This is a genomic window from Flavobacterium limi (assembly GCF_010645075.1).
In the GTDB taxonomy this organism is placed as follows: Bacteria; Bacteroidota; Bacteroidia; order Flavobacteriales; family Flavobacteriaceae; genus Flavobacterium; species Flavobacterium limi.
The window spans coordinates 196,792-217,065 of the sequence record NZ_JAADZV010000004.1 but is presented as its reverse complement, the minus strand read 5'-3'; the positions used below and the strand labels follow the sequence as shown (position 1 = coordinate 217,065).

Here is a 20,274-nt window from a genome sequence, read left to right as displayed (position 1 = left end):
CTTTGGGCTTTGAGCAATGGGCTTTGGCGATGGGCTGATTACACATAGCCGATTGCCCAAAAGCTTAATGCTTACAGCTGTTTAATAAATTCTGTTGCTGCCTGTCCGGCATTATCCGTTTTCATAAAGTTTTCTCCAATTAAGAAACCTTTGTATCCGTAAGGTTTGAGTTCCTGAATTGCTTCAACTGATGAAATTCCGCTTTCTGATACTTTTACAAAATCATTTGGAATCTGTGAAGCCAATTCTTTACTGAAATCTAAACTCACTTCGAAAGTTTTCAGGTTTCTATTGTTTACACCAATCATATCTAAACTAGGCATGATTGATTTTTCAAGTTCTTCCTGATTATGCACTTCCAGCAAAACTTCTAAACCTAAGTTTTTAGCAAATTCAGATAAGGTTTTGATTTCTTCACGGGTTAAAACTGCTGCTATCAATAAAATCAAATCGGCTCCATGAGCTTTTGCTTCCAGAATCTGGTATTCATCAACAATAAATTCTTTTCGCAATAGCGGAATATTTACACTTGCTCTGGCTAAAAGTAAATCGTCCAAAGATCCACCGAAATATTTTCCATCGGTTAGAACTGAGATTCCACAAGCTCCTGCATCTTCATATCCTTTAACCACTTCTTCAACGGTGAAATTGTTATTTATGATGGATTTTGAAGGCGAACGGCGTTTGTGTTCGGCAATAATTCCGGAATTACTTTCTCTTAATTTCTGACTGAGCGAAATAGTCTGTTTCCCAAAAAATACTGAAGTTTCTAATTGAGAAACCGGAATGATTGATTTCTTCAGGATTACTTCTCTTTTCTTGTCTATTATGATTTTATCTAATATGTTCATTGTTGTATTGTTTCACGTTTCACGTTTCAGGTTTCAAGTTGTAGAGCGTTCAAATAAACTTAAAACCTGAAACTTGAAACAAAAAATTATTTACTTAATTCTTTCAATTTATTCAATGCATTCAATCCTTTTCCGGATAATAAACTTTCTTTTGCCTGCTCAAATCCTTCCAGCGGAGAACATTTTGTTACTGTTGCAATCGCCATTGCGGCATTAGCACAAACAACTTTATTTTGTGCTTCGGTTCCGTTTCCTGAAATGATTTTCGTGAAAATTTCTGCCGATTCCGCAACAGTTTCACCTCCTTTGATGTCACTTTGTTTAATTAATTTAACACCAAAATCTTCAGGATTTAGCATACCTTCGGTACTATGTGTAATTATTTTGGTTGGTCCTGTCAACGAGATTTCATCATAGCCATCTAAAGCGTGTACAATCGTGAAATTACTATCTGTATTTTGATAGAGGTAAGCATACATTCTCGCCAATTCCAGATTGAAAACCCCTAGTAATTGATTTTTTGGAAAGGAAGGATTAATTAGTGGTCCCAGAATATTGAAAATGGTTCTGACTGCCAGTTCTTTACGAAGTGGTCCAACATGTTTCATAGCAGGGTGGAACAGAGGTGCGTGCAGAATGCAAATTCCAGCCTTATCTACACATTTTTCAAGGAAATCGGGATCGTTACTAAATTTAACTCCTAAAGCTTCCATAACATTACTGGAGCCTGTAATAGATGAAACTCCGTAATTACCATGCTTAGTCACTTTTATTCCGGCACCCGCTGTTACAAATGATGCCAAAGTCGAAATGTTAAAAGTATCTTTTCCATCCCCTCCGGTACCCACCAAATCGATGGTGTTGTAATCGGATAAATCAATACGGATACACAATTCAGAAAGTGCTTCCCTGAAACCGATTAATTCTTCAATCGTAATGCTTCGCATCATAAATACGGTCAAAAATGCCGAAATCTGACTCGGATTATATTCACCGCTTGAAATATTAATCAATACATTTTTGGCTTCTTCTTTTGTAAGCACTTCGTGGTTGATTAATTTATTTAATATTGTTTTCATTTATTAAGTCTTAAAGTAAAAAGTCAAAAGTCTTAAAATCTTTGACTTCTTATATTTTTGTTTTTATAGTTATTTATTTTACCTCGTATTTGACTTTATGACTTTCGGCATACAGACTTTACGACTAAATTTTTAATGTTCATTCCCCTGATAAATCCACATGGGTTCTGTTTTGCCGGCACGTTCAAATCCGTTTTTTTTATAGAAATCAACTGATCTCCCGTCGGCAGTTAGCATCTGCATATGAAAGTGGCCGTATTTCACCTGCATTTTATCCATAATCAATTTACCAATCCCTTTTCCCTGATATTCCGGAAGCACTAATAAATGTGGATAGTAAACGGTTAAATGTCCATCGGAAATTGCATTTCCAAGTCCGACCAGCTTTTTCCCTTCCCAGGCTGATATTAAAGTTTCAGAGTTTAAAAGTCCATTAAACAACTCGTTTGGTTTATTGGCTGAACTCCATTCATTGGCTTTGTATAAAATCAAAATATCTTCTATGTTGATTTCTTTAGTTTCTGAAATTGTTACTTTCATTAGTCTTAAAGTCTAAAGTCGAAGGTCTTAAAGTCTTCTGACTTATAATATTTATTTTACTTACTTTTTTATTTTAAAAGACAGAAAGACTAAGTTTTATAATGTTCTTAACTTTATGACTTTCGACTTTAAAACTTGTGACTAGCTTTTAAGCCAGTTCTCTAAGATTCTTTTTCCGTTTGGGGTTAATACACTTTCCGGGTGAAACTGTACACCGCGTACATCGTATGTTTTATGACGTAACGACATTACCTGACCGTGTTCTTCAAATGAAGTTGCTTCTAAAATATCCGGCAAGTCAGCATTCACTACCCATGAGTGGTATCGGCCCACTTCAAATTCGTCTTCAAGACCTTCAAATAATGATTCGTCTGTAACTGCTTTTTTTACATTTGTGGCAACACCGTGGTATACTTTGTCAAGATTTGAAAGTGTTCCTCCAAAAACTTCTCCAATAGCCTGCTGTCCTAAACAAACGCCTAAAATGCTTTTTGTTGGAGCATATTTACGAATTACATCTTTTAGTAAGCCTGCTTCATCAGGTATTCCGGGTCCTGGAGAAAGCAATATTTTGTCAAAAGAAGCGATTTCGTCAATATCAAATTCATCGTTTCTGTAAACGGTTACCTCGCAGTTTAAATCTTCCAGATAGTGTACTAAGTTGTAAGTGAAACTATCGTAATTGTCTATAACTAATATCTTTTTCATAATCTTATTGGTTTCAATTTTCAGGTTTATTTGGTTGATGTTTCAAACCTGAAACTATTTTTTTATTTTTCCCGAACGTATTTCTCAGTTATAATTCGGTTTATTCCTAATTTTTCTACTTTTTCGATTCCTTCCTGAATTAAGGTATCATTTTGAATTTTTACTACAAATTCAAACTTGTTGTTCTCCCATTGGCGGTTATTGAAATATTCAAGATTTTCCGTATAAATACTGTCTTTTAGAGTATATTTTCCACCTCCGCCAAAGAATACGGCTTTTGTTGAATCTTTACCATTGTTTAAATCATGATTAAAAAAAGCAAAATGCGTTTCATTTATAATTTTAATCATTTTTGTCTTTGGATTGAAAGTTGAGAAAGTTGAATCATTTTCCGTTGCTTCTGCTGATATAAGACGCCAGGTTCCTTCAAGTGAATTTTGTTTTTTCTCAGAATTACAGGAAGAAATGGTAATGATTAAAATTAAAATTGATACTAATTTTTTCATGAATTTATGTTTTGTTTAATTTGTTTTAGTTTCAGGATTCAAGTTTTGCTTCACCTTCCAACACAACTTGAAACCTGAAACAAAGAAAACTTTTAACTAAATCTTTTCTGCCATTTCTAAAGCTGTATTCAATGCTCTCAATTTATTGTAAACTTCCTGCATTTCACTTTCTTCATCTGAACTTGCCACAATCCCTGCTCCGGCCTGACAGTGTAACTGATGGTTTTTTGAAAGGAAAGTACGAATCATAATAGCATGGTTGAAATTGCCTTCAAAATCCATAAAGCCAATTGCACCTCCGTAAAAATTACGGTTTGTTTTTTCGTAATCTTCAATCAATTGCATTGCTCTGTGTTTCGGAGCTCCGCTTAAAGTTCCGGCCGGGAAAGTATCGGCAACCACCTGCATTGTTGTCGCTTTATCGTGTAAATGGCCTGTAACTTTTGAAACCAGATGGATAACATGTGAGAAAAACTGAACTTCTCTGTATCTTTCTACGTTCACATCATGACCGTTTCGGCTTAGATCGTTTCTCGCCAGATCGACAAGCATTACGTGTTCGCTGTTTTCTTTTTTATCTTCGGATAATTTTTTGGCCAGTTCAGCATCTTTTTCATCATTTCCTGTTCTTCTGAAAGTTCCGGCAATTGGATGAATTTCAGCTTTTCTGTTTTTTACGATAATTTGTGCTTCGGGAGAGGAACCAAATATTTTGAAATCCCCATAATCAAAAAAGAATAGATAAGGGGAAGGATTGATACTTCGTAATGCACGGTATACATTAAACTCGTCGCCTTTAAAACCTTGCGTAAAACGACGTGATAAAACCAACTGAAAAACGTCTCCACGGAAACAATGTTTTTTGGCCAGGGCCACATTGTGTTTAAATTCTTCATCAGTTAAATTAGAGAAACCTTCTCCTTCTTTTGTGAATTTATAAGAAGCTATATTTCTGGATTGTAATAATTGCTCGATTTCAGAGATATTATTTGTCCCATCTACGCTATGGCAGAAAATGTAAGCTTCATTTTTGAAGTGATTGATAGCTATGATGTTTTGATATACGGCATAAAAAACATCCGGAATTAAAGTTGCTGTATCTTTTTTGGCAATTTCTACTTTTTCGAAATAACGAACAGCATCGTAAGAAATATATCCAAATAAGCCATTATTGATGAATTTAAAATCGTTTTTCTCTGATTTAAACTGACCTGAAAATTGCTGAATTACTTCCGGAATATTCGTTTTAGAATCAACATTGATTTGTTTTGCTGTTCCGTCAGGGAAAGTTTTCGAAATAAGTTCGTTTTCAATTTTGATCGTTGCAATTGGGTTGCAGCAGATATAAGAAAAACTGTTGTCATTTCCATGATAATCACTACTTTCCAATAGTAAACTATTTGGGAATTTGTCTCTGATCTTAAAGTAAATGCTTACCGGCGTAATAGTATCTGCGAGAATTTGCTTGTAGTGTGTGTTGAGTATAAAAGGTTTCAATGTATTTTGTTTTTTATTTTTAATATTTTCTGTTAGTTTGATTTCGACCAAAAAAAAAGGCCTGTCGTGATGACAAGCCTTTTATATTTTATAGTTTACAATACCATAGGAAGCTTTGTTCACGACGTCTGACGTAAATTCTTCCACCACCAAGTATTGTTCATTGTAATTTTCATAATCTTATTTTGATAAGGCAAATATATAAATGTAATTTGAATTAAAATGCATTCAAAGCAAAAAAAAACTTTTCTTAATTTATAAATTTGTTAAATATGTAAAAAGGGTAAGTAGATTTTGGTTGTTTATTTTCCACTTGCAACCGCATTGTTCAACTTTGTTCTAAAGTCCGGATTTCCTTTAATATTAGGCGTTAAGAATAATTCGTCGCTTTTTATTTTTGTATATTCTATAGCAAATTCAGTATTGCTGTACCAGTTTTTAATTCCGGCATCATTGCTTGAAGATTCGCTTATGATACCGCCATTACAATTGTTGGCCATCACATTTTTAAATGTAATTTTTGATAAATTCTCGTTTCCATTTCCAATATTCCCACTCAAAAGGACAAAAGGAGTGAAGCCGGAAACAACGCTGTTGGTTAAATTGAAAAAAGTATTTTCTCCAATATGAGCAGATTCACGAACCAGTCCCTGATTGTTTTCTTCCAGATTTACCAGTGTGATGTTGCTGGCATTAATTTTGGTCATTTTTTTAGTCATATCCGTGTTTTCAATTTTGTCGTATGAGTCTACTTCAAAACATCTTGAACCTGAAATATCTGATGAAAAAGGATGTCGGATAGCAATACTGTTGCTGATATTGATTTGTGCTCCTTGTGTAAAATCAAAGTCATCGTCTGTAGTTCGGTATGAAATTAAGTTGTTCATATTCAGGTCGCCTCCATAACATTCAAAAGAATCATCATTAGAATAACTAATCTGGATATTGCTTAAAACGGTTTTTCTTCCAACCCCGGCTAATGAAAGTCCGTTAAGTTCTTTTAAAGCACTTAATTTTCTGCCTGAATATTCAATTCGAACATATTTCAGGATTCCTGAATTATCTTCAGCATCCTGTCCGCCATAATGATTTAATATTGGGTCTAAGTTGAAAGGGAGTGTGTTTATACCTCCCAATTTATTGATAGGCGCTTTTCCAAGAATAATGATTCCGCCCCAGTCACCAGGTCTCCTTTCAGTAGTTTCTTTATTTGAAGTAAAAATAATGGGATCTGTTTCTAAGCCTTCGGCCATAATTTTCGCTCCATTTGTAATTACTAATGTTCCGCAGGTTTTGTCATCGCCTCTGATAACTGTTCCTGGTTCGATTGTAAGTATAGCATTATTGGTTACGTAAACTATACCAACCAGCTGATAAGTATTGCGTTTTGTTAGTCTGGTGTCTTTGTCAATTGTTCCGGCAATGATATTTGTGGCTTCATTGTACTCAACTGCTGCCGGCTTAAAATTGGTCCAGTTGTTCATCCAGTTTGATGTTCCTATGATTCCTTTTTGTTGTGCCTGTATAAAAAAAGTACTTAAAAGTGTTATAGTGGCAATGTGTAATTTAGTTTTCATAACTATAATTTTTGATTTCTAGTTTTTGATTTATTGATTTTTAACAATGCCAAAATTAGAAGCCAAATGTTAATCAAAACACGGTGTCATGTTACGAAAGGGTTATCCGAATATTAAGAACGTTATTATTATGTTTTATTAAAAAAGAAACCCCGGCAAATTAATTGCCGGGGTTTCCTGAATTTCAAATTAGTAAGTCTCAAATATTAGAATTTTAAAGATACTGCCAATTCGAAATCGTCATTGATAGTTTTGTCTCCTAAATTTTGGAAGAAGTTACCAGAGTTGTATTTGATATCGTATTTAGTTCTGTCAACTTTGAATGCAGTTGTAGCTGTGTTTCCTTTAACAGTAATATCAAAAGTTACAGGTTTAGTGATTCCTTTGATAGTTAAATCAGCAGTAACTGTATAAACATCAGTAGATTTAGCTCCAATTGTTTTGAAAACTAATTTTGAAGTTGGGAATTTATCAGTTCCGAAGAAATCGTCAGCTTTTAAGTGACCGTTTAATTTTTGTTGGTATTCTCCAGTCAAATCAGTTGCTGTTAGTGAAGTCATATCAACTGTGAAGCTTCCTCCTGTTAATTTTTTTCCTTTGAAAACCAATGCTCCTTCTTTGAAGTTTACTGTTCCTGAGTGCTCTCCTGTTACTTTTTTACCTACCCATTTGATAGTACTTGCTTTTACGTCGATTTTTTTAGTTTGTGCGTTTACTGAAACTGACGCTACTGCTACGAATAATGCTATTGCAATTGTTTTTAAATTTTTCATGTTGTGAAATTGATTTTGATTGTTATTAAATTTATAATTAAAGTGTGATAAATAATTCTTCCTGAGATTTTCTAACTTTTTTGTAATGCTGAGCGTCGTCCTCCTCATGTCTGTAACCAATAGTAGCTACAACTACTGCGTTTAATCCTAATTTGTCGAAGCCTAAAATTTCATTGAATGCTGCAGGGCTAAAACCTTCCATTGGTGTAGTGTCGATTTTTAATTCGGCTGCTGCAGTTAATAATGTTCCTAAGGCAATGTAAGTTTGTTTTGAGGTCCAGATGTTTTTAGCTTCGTTTGATAAGTTAGAAATAACGTTATTCATCATGTCGCTAAAACCGCCTAAAGCATCTGTAGGAACTCCTCTGGTTTCGCTTATATTTTTGATGTATGCTTCAACTGATTTTGAATTAAGATTAAGATCATTTGCAAAAATGAACAGGTGAGAAGCATCTGTGATTTGAGTTTGTCCCCATGCTTCCGCTTTTAATTTTTCTCTTAATTCCGGGTTTTCTACGATAACCACTTTAAATGGCTGTAATCCGTATGAAGAAGCACTTAATCTGACAGCTTCTTTTAATGTATTTAAATCTGCATCAGAGATTTTTTTAGTTGCATCAAATTTTTTGGTTGCATATCTCCAGTTTAAATTTTCTAATAGTGTACTCATGATATTAATTTTGTTGGGTTCGGTATTTCTCTAATAATTGGTTTAATAATTCTAATTCTTCAGGGCTTATATTAGCAGCAAATAAACGCTCGTGTTCATCTACCTTTGGGTCTAATTCTTTTAAAACGTCTAATCCTTTTTGGGTGATTAAAACTTCAATTTTTCTTCTGTTTCCCGGACAGACATTTCGGGTTACATATTCTTTTAATAGTAGTTTATCAACCAGCCTTGTCGTATTGCTTGTTTTAGCCAGCATTCGTTCCTGTATCACACACATATTAGCAGGATTTCCTTTTTGTCCTCTTAATATACGCAGTACATTATATTGTTCTCCGGAAAGATCATACGGTTTTATCAACTCGTTGAAATGATCCAGAATCACATTTTGCGTGTACATGATATTCAGAATAACTTTTTTCGCATTATCCATCTTAACAGTGCTTTTTATAACCTCTTCAATTGTCATAGTTGTAAGTGTATAATTTGTATATACAAATGTATAGGTTTTAATTGTTGTATATACAAATGTTTTGTTAATTTTTTGTTAAGATATTGGCGTTGGAATTATTGAGAATAAAAATTCGCAATTACAATGTTATAAAAGTAGTGAATTTTGTATTTTAAAATATTGATTTAGTGATAATTAACTTAAAAATAAAATTGTTGAAATCATAAAGAAGTCAATATGATCCTTAGAATATTTGTAAGATGAATTTAATCTACTTAAGTTAGTTTTTGATGTAAATACTTGTTTTATGCAGATTATTGATATTCAGATAAAAGAAACCCTTTGGATACTGCTTTAAAATTTGAAATTTCTTTCGCTATCCAGGCTTCATCATGTCCTAATTCTTTAGCCATTAATCGTGCTGTTTTCTCTGAAGACTCAATGGCTGCTCTGGCATCTAAAAATAATAAGCGGACACGCCTTGCCAGAACATCATCAATGGTTCTTGCCATTTCATAGCGGACAGCCCAGACAACTTCCGCTAATGTGAATTCGTATTTTGGATGAAGTTTTTCTTTTAACTCAGGTTCATTTTCTTGCAATTCCATTATTTTAGGAATATCAGAACCATATATATAAAGGTGATTTTCTCTGTCAATTGAAGTGGTGTCTTTATTTCCATGAATCGAAAGATGCTCAGTAACACATTCTCTTTTAGGTAATTTTCCTGTTTTAATCGCTTTGTCGATTATTTCCTCAGCCATTTTTCTGAAGGTCGTCCATTTTCCTCCTGTAATCGTGATTAAGCCAGTTTTTGAAACGAGAATTTTATGACTTCTGGAAACCTCTTTAGTGCTTTTGCCTTCTTCTTTTGGTGCTGCCAATGGACGCAAACCAGCGAAAACAGACAATACATCAGCTCTGGTTGGTTTCTTTGCTAAAAAGCGTTGAGCTGTTTCCAGAACAAACTGAATTTCGCTTTCCAAAGCTACAGGTTCTAAACTGTGACTTTTGATTAAGGTATCTGTTGTGCCTACTACAACACGATTATGCCAAGGAACAGCAAACAAAACCCTTCCGTCTTTTGTTTTCGGAATCATCAGGGCATGGTCGCCAGGTAAAAACGATTTGTCAAATACCAAATGGATTCCCTGACTCGGAACGATATATTTTTTGTAAACGCTGTCGTTTAGTTTCATGATGGCATTGGTAAAAACGCCCGTAGCATTTATGATGGCTGATCCTTTTACATCATATTTATTTCCGGTTTCCTGATCTGCTACCTGTACACCAATAACAATTCCGTTAGGATCTTTTAATAACTTGACAACTTTTATATAATTAATAACGCAGGCTCCTTTTTCTACTGCAGTCTGGGCAAGATTGATGGCTAAACGCGAATCGTCAAATTGTCCGTCATGATAAATAACACCATTTACCAAACCGTTTTCCTGGACATTAGGAAGCATCTCAGCCGTTTTTTCTTTTGAAATGTATTTTGAAGCGCCTAAACTTAAGCGACCCGCCAATAAATCATAAATCTTTAGGCCGAAAGTATAAAAATAACCGCCCCACCAATTGTAATTCGGAATAACAAATGATTGGTTTTTGACTAAATGGCCCGCATTTTGAGCCATCAAACCTCTTTCTTTTAATGCTTCTCTAACCAAACTTACATTTCCCTGCTCGAGATAACGGACGCCGCCATGGACCAGTTTGGTGCTTCTGCTTGAAGTTCCTTTTGCGAAATCTACTGCTTCAAATAAGATTGTTTTATAGCCTCTGCTGGCTGCATCAAGAGCAGTTCCGAGACCGCTTGCTCCTCCGCCAATAATGATTACGTCCCAATTTTCTGTGTTTTGTAGTTTCGATAATTGTTCTGTGCGATTCATATTGTTTTTAAGGCTTAAAATTTGGCGACTGTATAATGACAAACTTAACAAAATGAAACTAAAAATTGTGCCACAATTTGTAATTGTATCTAAATAGTTTTTGTGCTATTAAATTCCCTAATGTCTTAAAATCGATATTGTGCGTGAGGGATAGTAGCAAACTGCCGAAGCAGTGCGGATAGCCCGACAGCATTTAAGAAAAGGCCTGATGAGCGCAATGAATTTTCAGGCCATTTCTTAAATGCTGGCACGCCCGAATTTAAGATTTCTGAATTTAGATTTTAGATTAAAAAAAACGAACCCCGACGAGTTTGAAAAAACTGTCAGGGTTAGAATTTATTTTGAAGTAAAATTAATGTGGCAGCTTATCCTTAATCAAACCATAAACCCAGGTTCCGGCAATGGCACTTAACAAAGTCACAATAATTACTGTAGCACCTGTTCCAATTTGAGCGAAAAGCGGACCCGGACAGGCTCCGGTAATCGCCCATCCGAAACCAAATAATAATCCGCCGTAGATTTGTCCTTTGTTGAAAGTCTTTGGCGGGATTTCTATTTTTTCGCCCTGAAGGGTTTTGATATTGAATTTTTTAATCAATTGTACGGATAGTAATCCAATGGCAACGGCACTTCCGATTACGCCATACATATGAAATGACTCCAAATGAAACATTTCCTGAATGCGGAACCAGCTGATTATTTCGGCTTTTACAAATACGATTCCGAAAAAGATTCCAACGATTAAATATTTTAGGTTTCCGAATACTGATTCTTTTTGCTGACTTGCATTGATTCCTTCGCCGTCTGTATTTTTATTTTCTAAATTCATTTTTGAAATTTTAAAGTGAAAGAATATAAGGCAGAATTAAAAGTGCCATTACAAAACCGCCAATCATAAAACAGATTGTGGCTACCAATGATGGCCATTGTAAGTTCGATAATCCCATAATGGCATGTCCACTCGTACATCCGCCTGCGTAACGGGTTCCGAAACCTACTAAAAATCCGCCCACAACAATCATAATGAATCCGCGAAGGGTTAATAAACTTTCCCACGAGAATAATTGTTTAGGAACTAAACCAGTATGATCTGTGATTCCGTAAGTGGCTAATTTTTCTGAAAGTTCAGGCGTAATTGTAACTTCATTTGGATTTGACAGGAAGTATGCTGCGATAACTCCTCCAAGAAAAATTCCGAAGACGAAGAATAAATTCCAGCTTTCTTTTTTCCAGTCGTATTTAAAAAACGAAATATTAGCAGGAATGCATGCCGCACAAATATGTCTAAGCGAAGAACTGATCCCGAAAGATTTATTTCCGATGATTAATAATATAGGTACAGTTAATCCGATTAACGGACCGGCAATGTACCAAGGCCAAGGTTCTTTAATAATTTCCAGTATACTCATGCTTGTTAAAATTAAAATATTTCCACCATATAAGTGATATAAGTAATTATAAGCTGGAGTTTCAATCTCTCATATAACTTAGGTAATTTAAGTAAATGTAAGAAGGGGAGCATAAAATAGCACTCAAACTAAAATGAACTTATATAACTTATATGGTGGAAATTTATGTTCAATATTTATGATTTTAGAGTCTTGCTCTGACAAACAAAATCGGACTTTGGGATATTGGTTTTTGCAATTGCTCCAAAACCGCCCTCAATTTCGCTAAAATTCCTGAAACCGCGTGCCTGTAAAATGGAAGCAGCAATCATACTTCGGTACCCTCCGGCACAGTGGAGGTAAAAGTGTTCGTTAGGGTTAATATCTTTTACCCAGTCATTAATATAAGCCAGAGGTTTGCTGTACGCATCTTCAATATGTTCTGCTTCGTATTCTGTTTCTTTACGAATGTCAATTATTCTGTCTTCTTTGATATTGACTTCATTTGCAAATTGTTCGGCAGAAATACGGTTTACAGCATCTGTTTCGAAACCCACTTTTTGCCAGGCACCAAAACCGCCATCCAAATGTCCGATAATCGTATCAAAACCTACGCGGCTCAGACGGGTTACGGTTTCTTCTTCAAGACCATCTTCAGTTACTAATATGATAGGCTGTTTTACATTGGCAATTAAAGTCCCAACCCAGGGAGCAAAATCGCCATTGATTCCGATATTAATGGATTGCGGTATATAGCCTTTGCTAAAATCGGCGGCACTTCTGGTATCCAGAATCAAAGCTCCGGTTTCTTCGGCAATGGCTTCAAAATCTTTTACGTCGATAGCTTTCATTCCGTTATGCAAAACGGTTTCAAAGCTTTCGTATCCTTTTTTGTTCATCGCCACGTTCATGCTGAAATAGGCTGGGGGAGGCAATAAACCGTCAGTAACTTCTTTGATGAATTCGGCTTCGGTCATATTTTCGCGTAAAGCGTAATTAGTAGCTTTTTGATTCCCGATGGTCGAAACGGTTTCCTTGCTCATATTTTTTCCGCAGGCACTTCCGGCACCGTGAGCGGGATAAACAGTTACATCATCGGGCAAAGTCATGATTTTGTCTCTTAGCGAATGATATAAAATTCCGGCCAGTTCATCCTGAGTCATTCCGGCAGCTTTTTGAGCCAGATCTGGACGTCCAACATCACCAATGAACAAGGTGTCTCCTGAGAAAATAGCATGATCTTTTCCGTTGCTATCAATCAATAAATAAGTGGTGCTTTCCATCGTATGCCCCGGAGTATGCAGGGCTTTTATGGTAATGTCGCCAATTTTAAATTCCTGTCCGTCAGTAGCAACGATACATTCAAATTCGGGTTTGGCATTTGGTCCATATACAATTGGAGCCTGAGTTTCCTTGCTTAAATCAAGATGTCCTGAAACAAAATCAGCGTGGAAATGTGTCTCAAAAATGTATTTTAATTTGACCTGATCGCGTTCCAGACGATCCAGATAAGGCTGAATTTCCCTAAGCGGATCAATAATAGCTGCTTCTCCGTTTGAGGTAATATAGTAAGCACCTTGCGCCAGGCATCCGGTGTAAATTTGTTCGATTTTCATGATTCTGTTCTAAATAATAGGATAACAAAGGTAAGCTTGTTTTGGAGTAAAGTAAGTGACTAATGTTACAAAAATGGGTTTTTAAGATAAAATCCAAATAAAAATTTCATTTGAGAAGGAGAAGCATTTTGTAATTTTGCATTTTTCCTAAAATCAATGTTATGAATACAGAAGATTTATTGAGTCAGATTGCTTTTATAAAAGAAATTGATAAAGTAAAATACATTCAGCGCAAAACAAAACTCTTCAACAGCGACCGATGTGAAAATGATGCAGAACACAGTTGGCACCTGGCTTTGATGGCGATTGTCCTGACAGAACATTCAAACGAACCGATTGATGTTTTGAAAGTCGTAAAAATGGTTCTGATTCATGATATTGTGGAGATTGATGCTGGAGATGTTTTTATTTATGATACAGCCAAAAATCATTGCAATACTGATGAAGAACGATTGGCTGCAAACAGGATTTTTGGTTTACTGCCAAAGAAACAAGCTGAAGAGCTGATTGCTGTTTGGGAAGAATTTGAAGCAGGCCAAACTAATGAGGCTAAATTTGCAAAATCTATGGACAGATTAGAGCCATTATTGCAAAATACATCAAACAATGGCGGAACCTGGAAAGAGTTTGGAGTCAACTATGATAAGGTTTATGAAAAAAAGAGCGTGATAAAAGAAGGCTCGAAATCTTTATGGAATTATGCTGAAGGGTTAATAAACGAAAGTGTTGAAAAAGGTATTTTAAAAAAATAATTTCACCATATAAGTGATGTAAGTAAATACAAGTTTGACGCAAAAAACTAAAATGAACTTATATCACTTATATGGTTCAAAACTTTACAAATAAACTCTTTCTGCAGGACAGTAATTCGGGTTTTAATGGGTAAATTTGTGGAACTTCATAAACAAATTACCTTATGGAAGAAATGCTCTTTTATGACCGAATGCAATTTGCCTTCACGATTACCTTTCACTACCTTTTTCCACAGCTCACAATGGGTCTTTCGCTCATCATCGTTTACTTCAAGTGGAAATATCTCAAAACCAATAACGAACACTATAATCACGCTACCCATTTCTGGATGAAAATCTTCGCCCTGAATTTTGCAATGGGCGTAGTAACCGGAATACCGATGGAGTTTCAGTTTGGGACCAATTGGGCAAAATTCTCCGAATTGACCGGAGGAATCATCGGTCAGACACTGGCGATGGAAGGCATGTTTTCATTCTTTTTAGAATCCTCCTTTTTGGGTATATTTTTATTTGGGGAAAAACTCCTCGGACATAAATGGCATTTTGTAACCGGATTATTAATCATGATTGGTTCCTGGGCGAGTGGTTACTTGATTATTGCCACACATTCGTGGATGCAGAATCCAGTGGGTTATGAAATCCTTGAAAACGGAAAATTTGTATTGACGAATTTTAAAGCATTGTTTCTAAATCCATGGCTTTGGCCTTCTTATCTTCATAATCAGGCAGCATCATTGGTTACAAGTTCCTTTGTTGTGGCCGGAATTGGTGCTTTTTATATTTTAAGCAGAAAAAATGTTTCTTTTGGAAAATTGTTTTTAAAAACCGGAGTCATTTTCGGATTGATTTCGAGTTTGGTTGTAGCTGTTCCAACAGGGGACTTACTGGCTAAAAATGTGGTGAAATACCAGCCAGTGACTTTTGCAGCTATGGAGGGAATTTTTCACACAGAGAAAAAAGGTTCTGAAATTGTTTTAATTGGTCAGCCGGATGTAAAAGACAAAAAACTGGATAATAAAATCGCCGTTCCTAATATTCTGAGTTTCCTGACTTACGGAAATTGGGATCAGGAAATTCAGGGACTGGATCAGTTTGAAGAAGATCTGCATCCGACTAATATTTCCGGGTTGTATTATGCCTATCATATTATGGTAGGACTAGGAACAGTATTTATCGGATTGATGGTGCTTTCGCTTTTTCAATTGATTCGGGGAAAATTGTTTGAAACGAAATGGCTTTTATGGTCGCTTATGTTCATGATGCCGTTTCCATATATTGCCAATACGACTGGCTGGTACACTGCAGAACTAGGCAGACAGCCGTGGCTGGTTTATAATTTAATGCGAACCGCTTCCGGAGCATCGCCAACCGTTTCTTCCGGAAATACCTTGTTTACATTGCTGGGTTTTATTGGTTTATACCTTTTGCTCGGAATGTTGTTTTTGCTTTTGATTGGAAAAATTATCAATAAAGGACCGCATCATGTGGAACTTTCAACAGAAAAAATATAAGTATGGAATTTTTTTGGTACGTAGTTTTAATGGGAATCCTGGCTGTTTATATTGTTTTGGACGGTTACGATTTTGGGGCAGGAATTATTCATTTGTTTTTTGCGAAAACTGAAAGGGATAAAATAGTCATTACAAATTCGATTGGTCCTTTTTGGGATGCCAATGAAGTCTGGCTGATTGCTGCAGGAGGTGTGCTGTTTTTTGCTTTCCCGACTTTGTATGCATCGTCTTTCAGCGGATTTTATCTGCCTTTGATTATGATTTTATGGCTGTTGATTTTCCGTGCTATTGGTCTGGAAATGCGTGGTCAGGTACACAATCATATGTGGGAAGCGATTTGGGACAAGGCTTTCGGAATTGCGAGTCTGCTTCTGGCTTTGTTCTTCGGAATGGCCCTTGGAAATATCGTCCGTGGTGTGAATCTCGGAATGGTCGAAAATGGTGTTTCTACACAGGAACCGCATTATTTCTTTCTGCCTTTATGGAATCCGACTTTTAGTCCGCAGGCAAATGAATTGGGAATTATCGACTGGTTTACTTTGTTTTTGGGAATTGTAAGTGTAGTCGCATTGATGATTCACGGTGCCAACTGGATTATTTATAAAACGAATTCATCATTAAATCCTCAGCTTAAGGATTTGGTTTTTAGACTGAATATTGGGTTATTGGTTTTAGTGATTATCTCGCTTCAAATCTGGCATTTTATTGAACCAAGACCGTTTTATAATTTTGTAGAGAACCCTATTTTGTGGTTTTTTCCTGTAATGACTTTTGTCGGGATTTTAGGATTGTTCAAAGTACGAACTTTTAAAAAAGACGGTTACGGATTTCTGTTCTCGACTTTGTTTTTAGTGGGAGGTTTTGCCTCAACAGCCGTTTCGATTTTTCCGAATGTTTTGCCATCGACCAATAAAGTGAATCCTTCGTTAACGATTTATAACACAGCTGCCGGGGAATATGGATTAAATGCCGGACTGAGCTGGTTTTTTGTGGCTTTGTTTCTGGTAATTGTTTATTTTATTATTCAGTACCGTGTTTTTAGCGGGAAAATGGATGATATTGGGTATGGGGAGCATTGATTTTGTTTTTAGCCACGAATTACACAAATTTTCATTAATTGAATTTTTTATATCAATTGCCTCCAGTTTTAACTGGAGGTTTTTTGTTGAATTAGGAAAAAGGTTTTAACCAAATGGTAAGTTTGGCTAAAGCCTTTTTATATATTTTTATGAATCTCCAGCTAAAGCTGGAGGCAATTCAAAAAGAGCCATGAAAAATAAGGATTCGAATTATCAACTAAGTGATCGTTTTAAAAGAAGAACGTTTCATATTTCGAGATTGCTTTAGGGATAGGAGCGGTATCTCCCGATTTAGAAAAACAAGGCTTTTAGCTGTAATTTTTGTTAATCGGGAATTTAGCGGATAGCCCGTAGGTAACGTCCAAAAAATCCAAATGGTTTATTTAAATTTGATTTTATAAAAAAAATACTCCTTGTGATTCGGCAATCCATTTTTGTAATTATAGTTTCGACCTTTATGCTTCCTGCAGCAATCCTGAAGCCAGATGTAGATCTTGTTAAATCAAACATTTGGCATATTGCAGGACCTGTCAACGAAAATTACGAAACAATTAATGCGGTCAGAGAAAAAGAAGGTGTTGTTCGGGTTACCGCTAAGGATAATCCTGTGGGTGAAATTGAACTTAATGTATTGATCACATCATCAGCATCGAATGATGGAATTCCGACTAATTTATCCAATAAATCAAAATTTGTAAAGATTACTTATAAATCGACACAGCTCATTAAATTGCAGGCACGCGAAGGAAATGAAACAGGAACGGGCTGTATTCACGGCGGATCTCATCCAAGAGTTGATTTACCGGTATCTTCCAATAGATTCAAAACGATGAAAATTCCGTGGACAGCTTTCAGACAGAACGGATTGCCAAACGGAAAACTGTTGAATATCCACAACCTTTGTAAATTCAATTTTGTGAATTATCATCCTGTTTCAGGGGCGTTGCTGGAAATAAAATCGGTTATAATTGAAAACTGATTCTAAGATTTAACTGAATTTTATTCGATATTTAAACCGTTAGGGAATTAAATGAGTACTTAAATTATTTTTCTAAAATGTCTTTTAAAGTTTTTAAGTCGGCTTTTACTAATTCGGAATCAGCGTTTACTTCTTCGTCTGTTTTATTGGGCATTTTAAATAAAGTAAATATAACTTCGCTTCCTTCTCCGTTTTCTATAACTCTCAATGGATTATAAACTTTTGTGCCATCAGGTAGTTTTACTTTGTGATCTATAATTCCGAATTCATTTTCCGGACTTAACTCTATTTCGATTTTCCCTAAATCTGATTCGGCGTTCCAAACCCGGTCTGATTTTTTTGAAACTGATTGTATAAAAGCCAGCCACTTAGGGAAGTTTTCAGGATTTGATGCAAATTCATAAACTTTTTCTTTGGAATTATGTATTGATATGCTGATAGTGATTGTTTGAGAAGTCATAACATTTATTTTAGTATTATTTCGATTGTCTTTTATTTAATAGCCTGACAAATAACAGGAAATAACTAAAGTTAAGTCTTTTATTTTTATAATATATCTGAAATGATTAATTCTTTATTTGAATAAGTAATAGCTGGGAAAAAAGATATAGCAACAGCCCGGCCGCAAGCTATGCCAAAAAAAGTATAAATCTGTTTACGTAAGAAAACTGTTTAGTTTCATCTTTGTCAAAATTTAAAACTCTGACAAAGACTACTCTACAAGTGAAACTAAATTCAAAATATTTAAAAATTGCGTGAAAGCCTTAAAACAAAATTTCTTTCGTAATAATATAAAGTCCCATTACGAGGACAAACCAGCCAAAAAGCGGTTTTAGTTTAGTACCGTCTATTTTTTTAGAAAGCTGGCTTCCGATTAGCATTCCTAAAAGCGCCATTGCTGAAATACCTAATAAAAAGGGATAATCAATCTGGGTTCCGATATACAAATCGCCTGCAAAACCTATTGAGGAATTAATGGTAATGATTAATAATGAAGTTCCGACTGCTTGTTTCATTGGTAATTTGGCGAAAAATAACAGAGCGGGAATAATTAGAAATCCACCTCCGGCACCCAAAAATCCGGTTACGATTCCGACTATGAAACCTATTAAGCTTAATTGTATATAATTGGTTTCGGTTGCTTTTATTTCGGGCTGTTCTTTTCGAATCATCGAAATAGCGGCTGTAATCATTAATAGGGAAAAGACAATCATAATCAGAAAGTCTTTTGAAACGGTATAAGAAGCTACAGAAAAAAGAGTACCGGCAATTTTTGGGAAAATAACTTCGCGGATAATCAATATCGAAATCACAGAAGGAATGGCAAAATACAATGCCGATTTAAGTTTGAGATTGCCCATTCTGTAATGGCTGTAACTTCCAAAGATGGCGGTCAATCCTACGATAAATAAGGAATATGAAGTTGCCTGTTCAGGATTAACTTTGAAGAGATAAACTAAAATTGGAATCGTAAGTATGGAACCGCCACCGCCAATTAAGCCCAGCGAGATTCCGATAATAATTGAAGCAATATAACCTGCATATTCCATTGCATTTGTTTTGATGCAAAGGTGGTTTGCAAATTAGAAATCTACAGTAACATTTGTCACAGAAAGAATTTTAAACACGAATTATCATGAATTATTTTCTAATGTCACATCGAGCGGAGTCGAGATGCTCCCAGGTTCTCGACTCCGCTCGAACTGACAGAGTCTTACAAATACTAATTAGTGAAAATTAGTGAAATTGGTGTTTTTAAATCTTTTTTAAAAGTTCAATCTGGTTTCGGTTGAGTTTGACCAGACCGCGCTGTTCCATTTTTTTGAGAAGTCTCGAAACCACTTCTCTGGAGGTATTGAGTTCGGTTGCAATTTCCTGATGTGATAATTTGACTTCAGAACAGCCACAAGCATCAGAATGGCGTTTCAGATAAAATTCCAAACGTTCATCCATAGACCGGAATGCGATATTATCTACCACTTCAAGAACTTCTTCAAAACGGCTTCGGTAGGTTTCGATTACAAATTCGTACCACGATCTGTGTTCCATCATCCATTTGTCCATTAGCTGAAGCGGAATCATCATCACCGAAACATCTTCGACAACTTTGGCCATAATCTGGCTTTTTTCGCTTTTTGCAGTGCAGATCATCGAAATGGCACAGGCTTGTCCGGGCTGCAGATAATACAATAAAAATTCGCCTCCGTCTTCGCCCTCACGATAGATTTTGATTTTTCCTTTCATAATCAGAACGGTGTTTTTAATATACTGTCCGGTTCGCATTAAAATGGTTCCGGATTCAAAATCCTGTGCGCTTCCGTTTTGTTCGATAGTAGCAATCAGTTCACTGGAGAAGTTTGGGAAAAGGGTTTTTAATGAATTTTGCATTGATGCTGTTTGTCTATTAT

21 protein-coding genes are annotated in these 20,274 nt (G+C 35.6%); 4 read left to right on the top strand and 17 right to left on the bottom strand.

The window, feature by feature from the left end; translation table 11 throughout:
• Positions 1-71: 71 nt before the first annotated feature.
• The 14 genes from trpC to GXM16_RS10325 form a co-directional block, all read right to left on the bottom strand.
• Complete coding sequence (gene trpC, locus GXM16_RS10390; protein WP_163394307.1) at positions 72-851, bottom strand: indole-3-glycerol phosphate synthase TrpC; 780 nt, start codon at positions 849-851, stop codon at positions 72-74.
• 86 nt (positions 852-937) lie between these two features.
• Positions 938-1,930, bottom strand: a complete 993-nt coding sequence (trpD, locus tag GXM16_RS10385) for an anthranilate phosphoribosyltransferase (protein ID WP_163394306.1) — start codon at positions 1,928-1,930, stop codon at positions 938-940.
• A gap of 132 nt (positions 1,931-2,062) precedes the next feature.
• A complete protein-coding gene (locus GXM16_RS10380; protein ID WP_163394305.1) occupies positions 2,063-2,470 on the bottom strand; it encodes a GNAT family N-acetyltransferase in 408 nt (135 codons plus the stop codon).
• A 141-nt stretch (positions 2,471-2,611) separates the two neighbouring features.
• Complete coding sequence (locus GXM16_RS10375) at positions 2,612-3,178, bottom strand: anthranilate synthase component II (RefSeq protein WP_163394304.1); 567 nt, start codon at positions 3,176-3,178, stop codon at positions 2,612-2,614.
• Positions 3,179-3,240: 62 nt separating this feature from the next.
• A complete protein-coding gene (locus GXM16_RS10370) occupies positions 3,241-3,684 on the bottom strand; it encodes a hypothetical protein (RefSeq protein WP_163394303.1) in 444 nt (147 codons plus the stop codon).
• A gap of 96 nt (positions 3,685-3,780) precedes the next feature.
• Entirely contained in the window at positions 3,781-5,181 is a 1,401-nt protein-coding gene (locus GXM16_RS10365) for an anthranilate synthase component I family protein (RefSeq protein WP_163394302.1), read from the bottom strand.
• A gap of 302 nt (positions 5,182-5,483) precedes the next feature.
• A complete protein-coding gene (locus GXM16_RS10360; protein ID WP_163394301.1) occupies positions 5,484-6,758 on the bottom strand; it encodes a hypothetical protein in 1,275 nt (424 codons plus the stop codon).
• Positions 6,759-6,964: 206 nt separating this feature from the next.
• Entirely contained in the window at positions 6,965-7,531 is a 567-nt protein-coding gene (locus tag GXM16_RS10355; protein WP_163394300.1) for a YceI family protein, read from the bottom strand.
• Between the two features lie 37 nt (positions 7,532-7,568).
• A complete protein-coding gene (locus GXM16_RS10350) occupies positions 7,569-8,201 on the bottom strand; it encodes an NAD(P)H-dependent oxidoreductase (RefSeq protein WP_163394299.1) in 633 nt (210 codons plus the stop codon).
• A gap of 4 nt (positions 8,202-8,205) precedes the next feature.
• Complete coding sequence (locus GXM16_RS10345) at positions 8,206-8,667, bottom strand: MarR family winged helix-turn-helix transcriptional regulator (RefSeq protein WP_163394298.1); 462 nt, start codon at positions 8,665-8,667, stop codon at positions 8,206-8,208.
• Between the two features lie 296 nt (positions 8,668-8,963).
• Positions 8,964-10,541: a glycerol-3-phosphate dehydrogenase/oxidase gene (locus GXM16_RS10340; protein ID WP_163394297.1), complete on the bottom strand. Its 1,578-nt coding sequence runs from the start codon at positions 10,539-10,541 to the stop codon at positions 8,964-8,966.
• Between the two features lie 352 nt (positions 10,542-10,893).
• Positions 10,894-11,370: a DUF6691 family protein gene (locus GXM16_RS10335; RefSeq protein WP_163394296.1), complete on the bottom strand. Its 477-nt coding sequence runs from the start codon at positions 11,368-11,370 to the stop codon at positions 10,894-10,896.
• Between the two features lie 10 nt (positions 11,371-11,380).
• A complete protein-coding gene (locus tag GXM16_RS10330; RefSeq protein WP_163394559.1) occupies positions 11,381-11,944 on the bottom strand; it encodes a YeeE/YedE family protein in 564 nt (187 codons plus the stop codon).
• Positions 11,945-12,126: 182 nt separating this feature from the next.
• Positions 12,127-13,545: an MBL fold metallo-hydrolase gene (locus GXM16_RS10325; protein WP_163394295.1), complete on the bottom strand. Its 1,419-nt coding sequence runs from the start codon at positions 13,543-13,545 to the stop codon at positions 12,127-12,129.
• Positions 13,546-13,706: 161 nt separating this feature from the next.
• Between GXM16_RS10325 and GXM16_RS10320 the strand changes: the two genes are divergently transcribed.
• The 4 genes from GXM16_RS10320 to GXM16_RS10305 all read left to right on the top strand — a co-directional run bounded on the left by GXM16_RS10320 (position 13,707) and on the right by GXM16_RS10305 (position 17,866).
• Positions 13,707-14,297 carry an HD domain-containing protein gene (locus tag GXM16_RS10320; RefSeq protein WP_163394294.1) on the top strand — a complete coding sequence of 197 codons (591 nt, stop codon included), beginning with the start codon at positions 13,707-13,709 and terminating at the stop codon, positions 14,295-14,297.
• A gap of 164 nt (positions 14,298-14,461) precedes the next feature.
• Entirely contained in the window at positions 14,462-15,808 is a 1,347-nt protein-coding gene (locus tag GXM16_RS10315; protein WP_163394293.1) for a cytochrome ubiquinol oxidase subunit I, read from the top strand.
• A gap of 2 nt (positions 15,809-15,810) precedes the next feature.
• The gene (gene cydB, locus GXM16_RS10310) at positions 15,811-16,887 is read left to right on the top strand and encodes a cytochrome d ubiquinol oxidase subunit II (protein WP_163394292.1); all 1,077 of its coding nucleotides are present in this window, start codon (positions 15,811-15,813) and stop codon (positions 16,885-16,887) included.
• Positions 16,888-17,302: 415 nt separating this feature from the next.
• Positions 17,303-17,866, top strand: coding sequence for a hypothetical protein (locus GXM16_RS10305; RefSeq protein ID WP_229684314.1), 564 nt, complete (start codon positions 17,303-17,305; stop codon positions 17,864-17,866).
• A 64-nt stretch (positions 17,867-17,930) separates the two neighbouring features.
• Here the strand turns inward: GXM16_RS10305 and GXM16_RS10300 are convergent, their stop codons facing one another.
• The 3 genes from GXM16_RS10300 to GXM16_RS10290 form a co-directional block, all read right to left on the bottom strand.
• Positions 17,931-18,326: an SRPBCC family protein gene (locus GXM16_RS10300; RefSeq protein WP_163394291.1), complete on the bottom strand. Its 396-nt coding sequence runs from the start codon at positions 18,324-18,326 to the stop codon at positions 17,931-17,933.
• Between the two features lie 304 nt (positions 18,327-18,630).
• Positions 18,631-19,416 (bottom strand): sulfite exporter TauE/SafE family protein, encoded by a 786-nt coding sequence (locus tag GXM16_RS10295; RefSeq protein ID WP_163394290.1) that lies wholly within the window; start codon positions 19,414-19,416, stop codon positions 18,631-18,633.
• A gap of 205 nt (positions 19,417-19,621) precedes the next feature.
• Complete coding sequence (locus tag GXM16_RS10290; RefSeq protein WP_163394289.1) at positions 19,622-20,254, bottom strand: Crp/Fnr family transcriptional regulator; 633 nt, start codon at positions 20,252-20,254, stop codon at positions 19,622-19,624.
• Between the last annotated feature and the right edge of the window lie 20 nt (positions 20,255-20,274).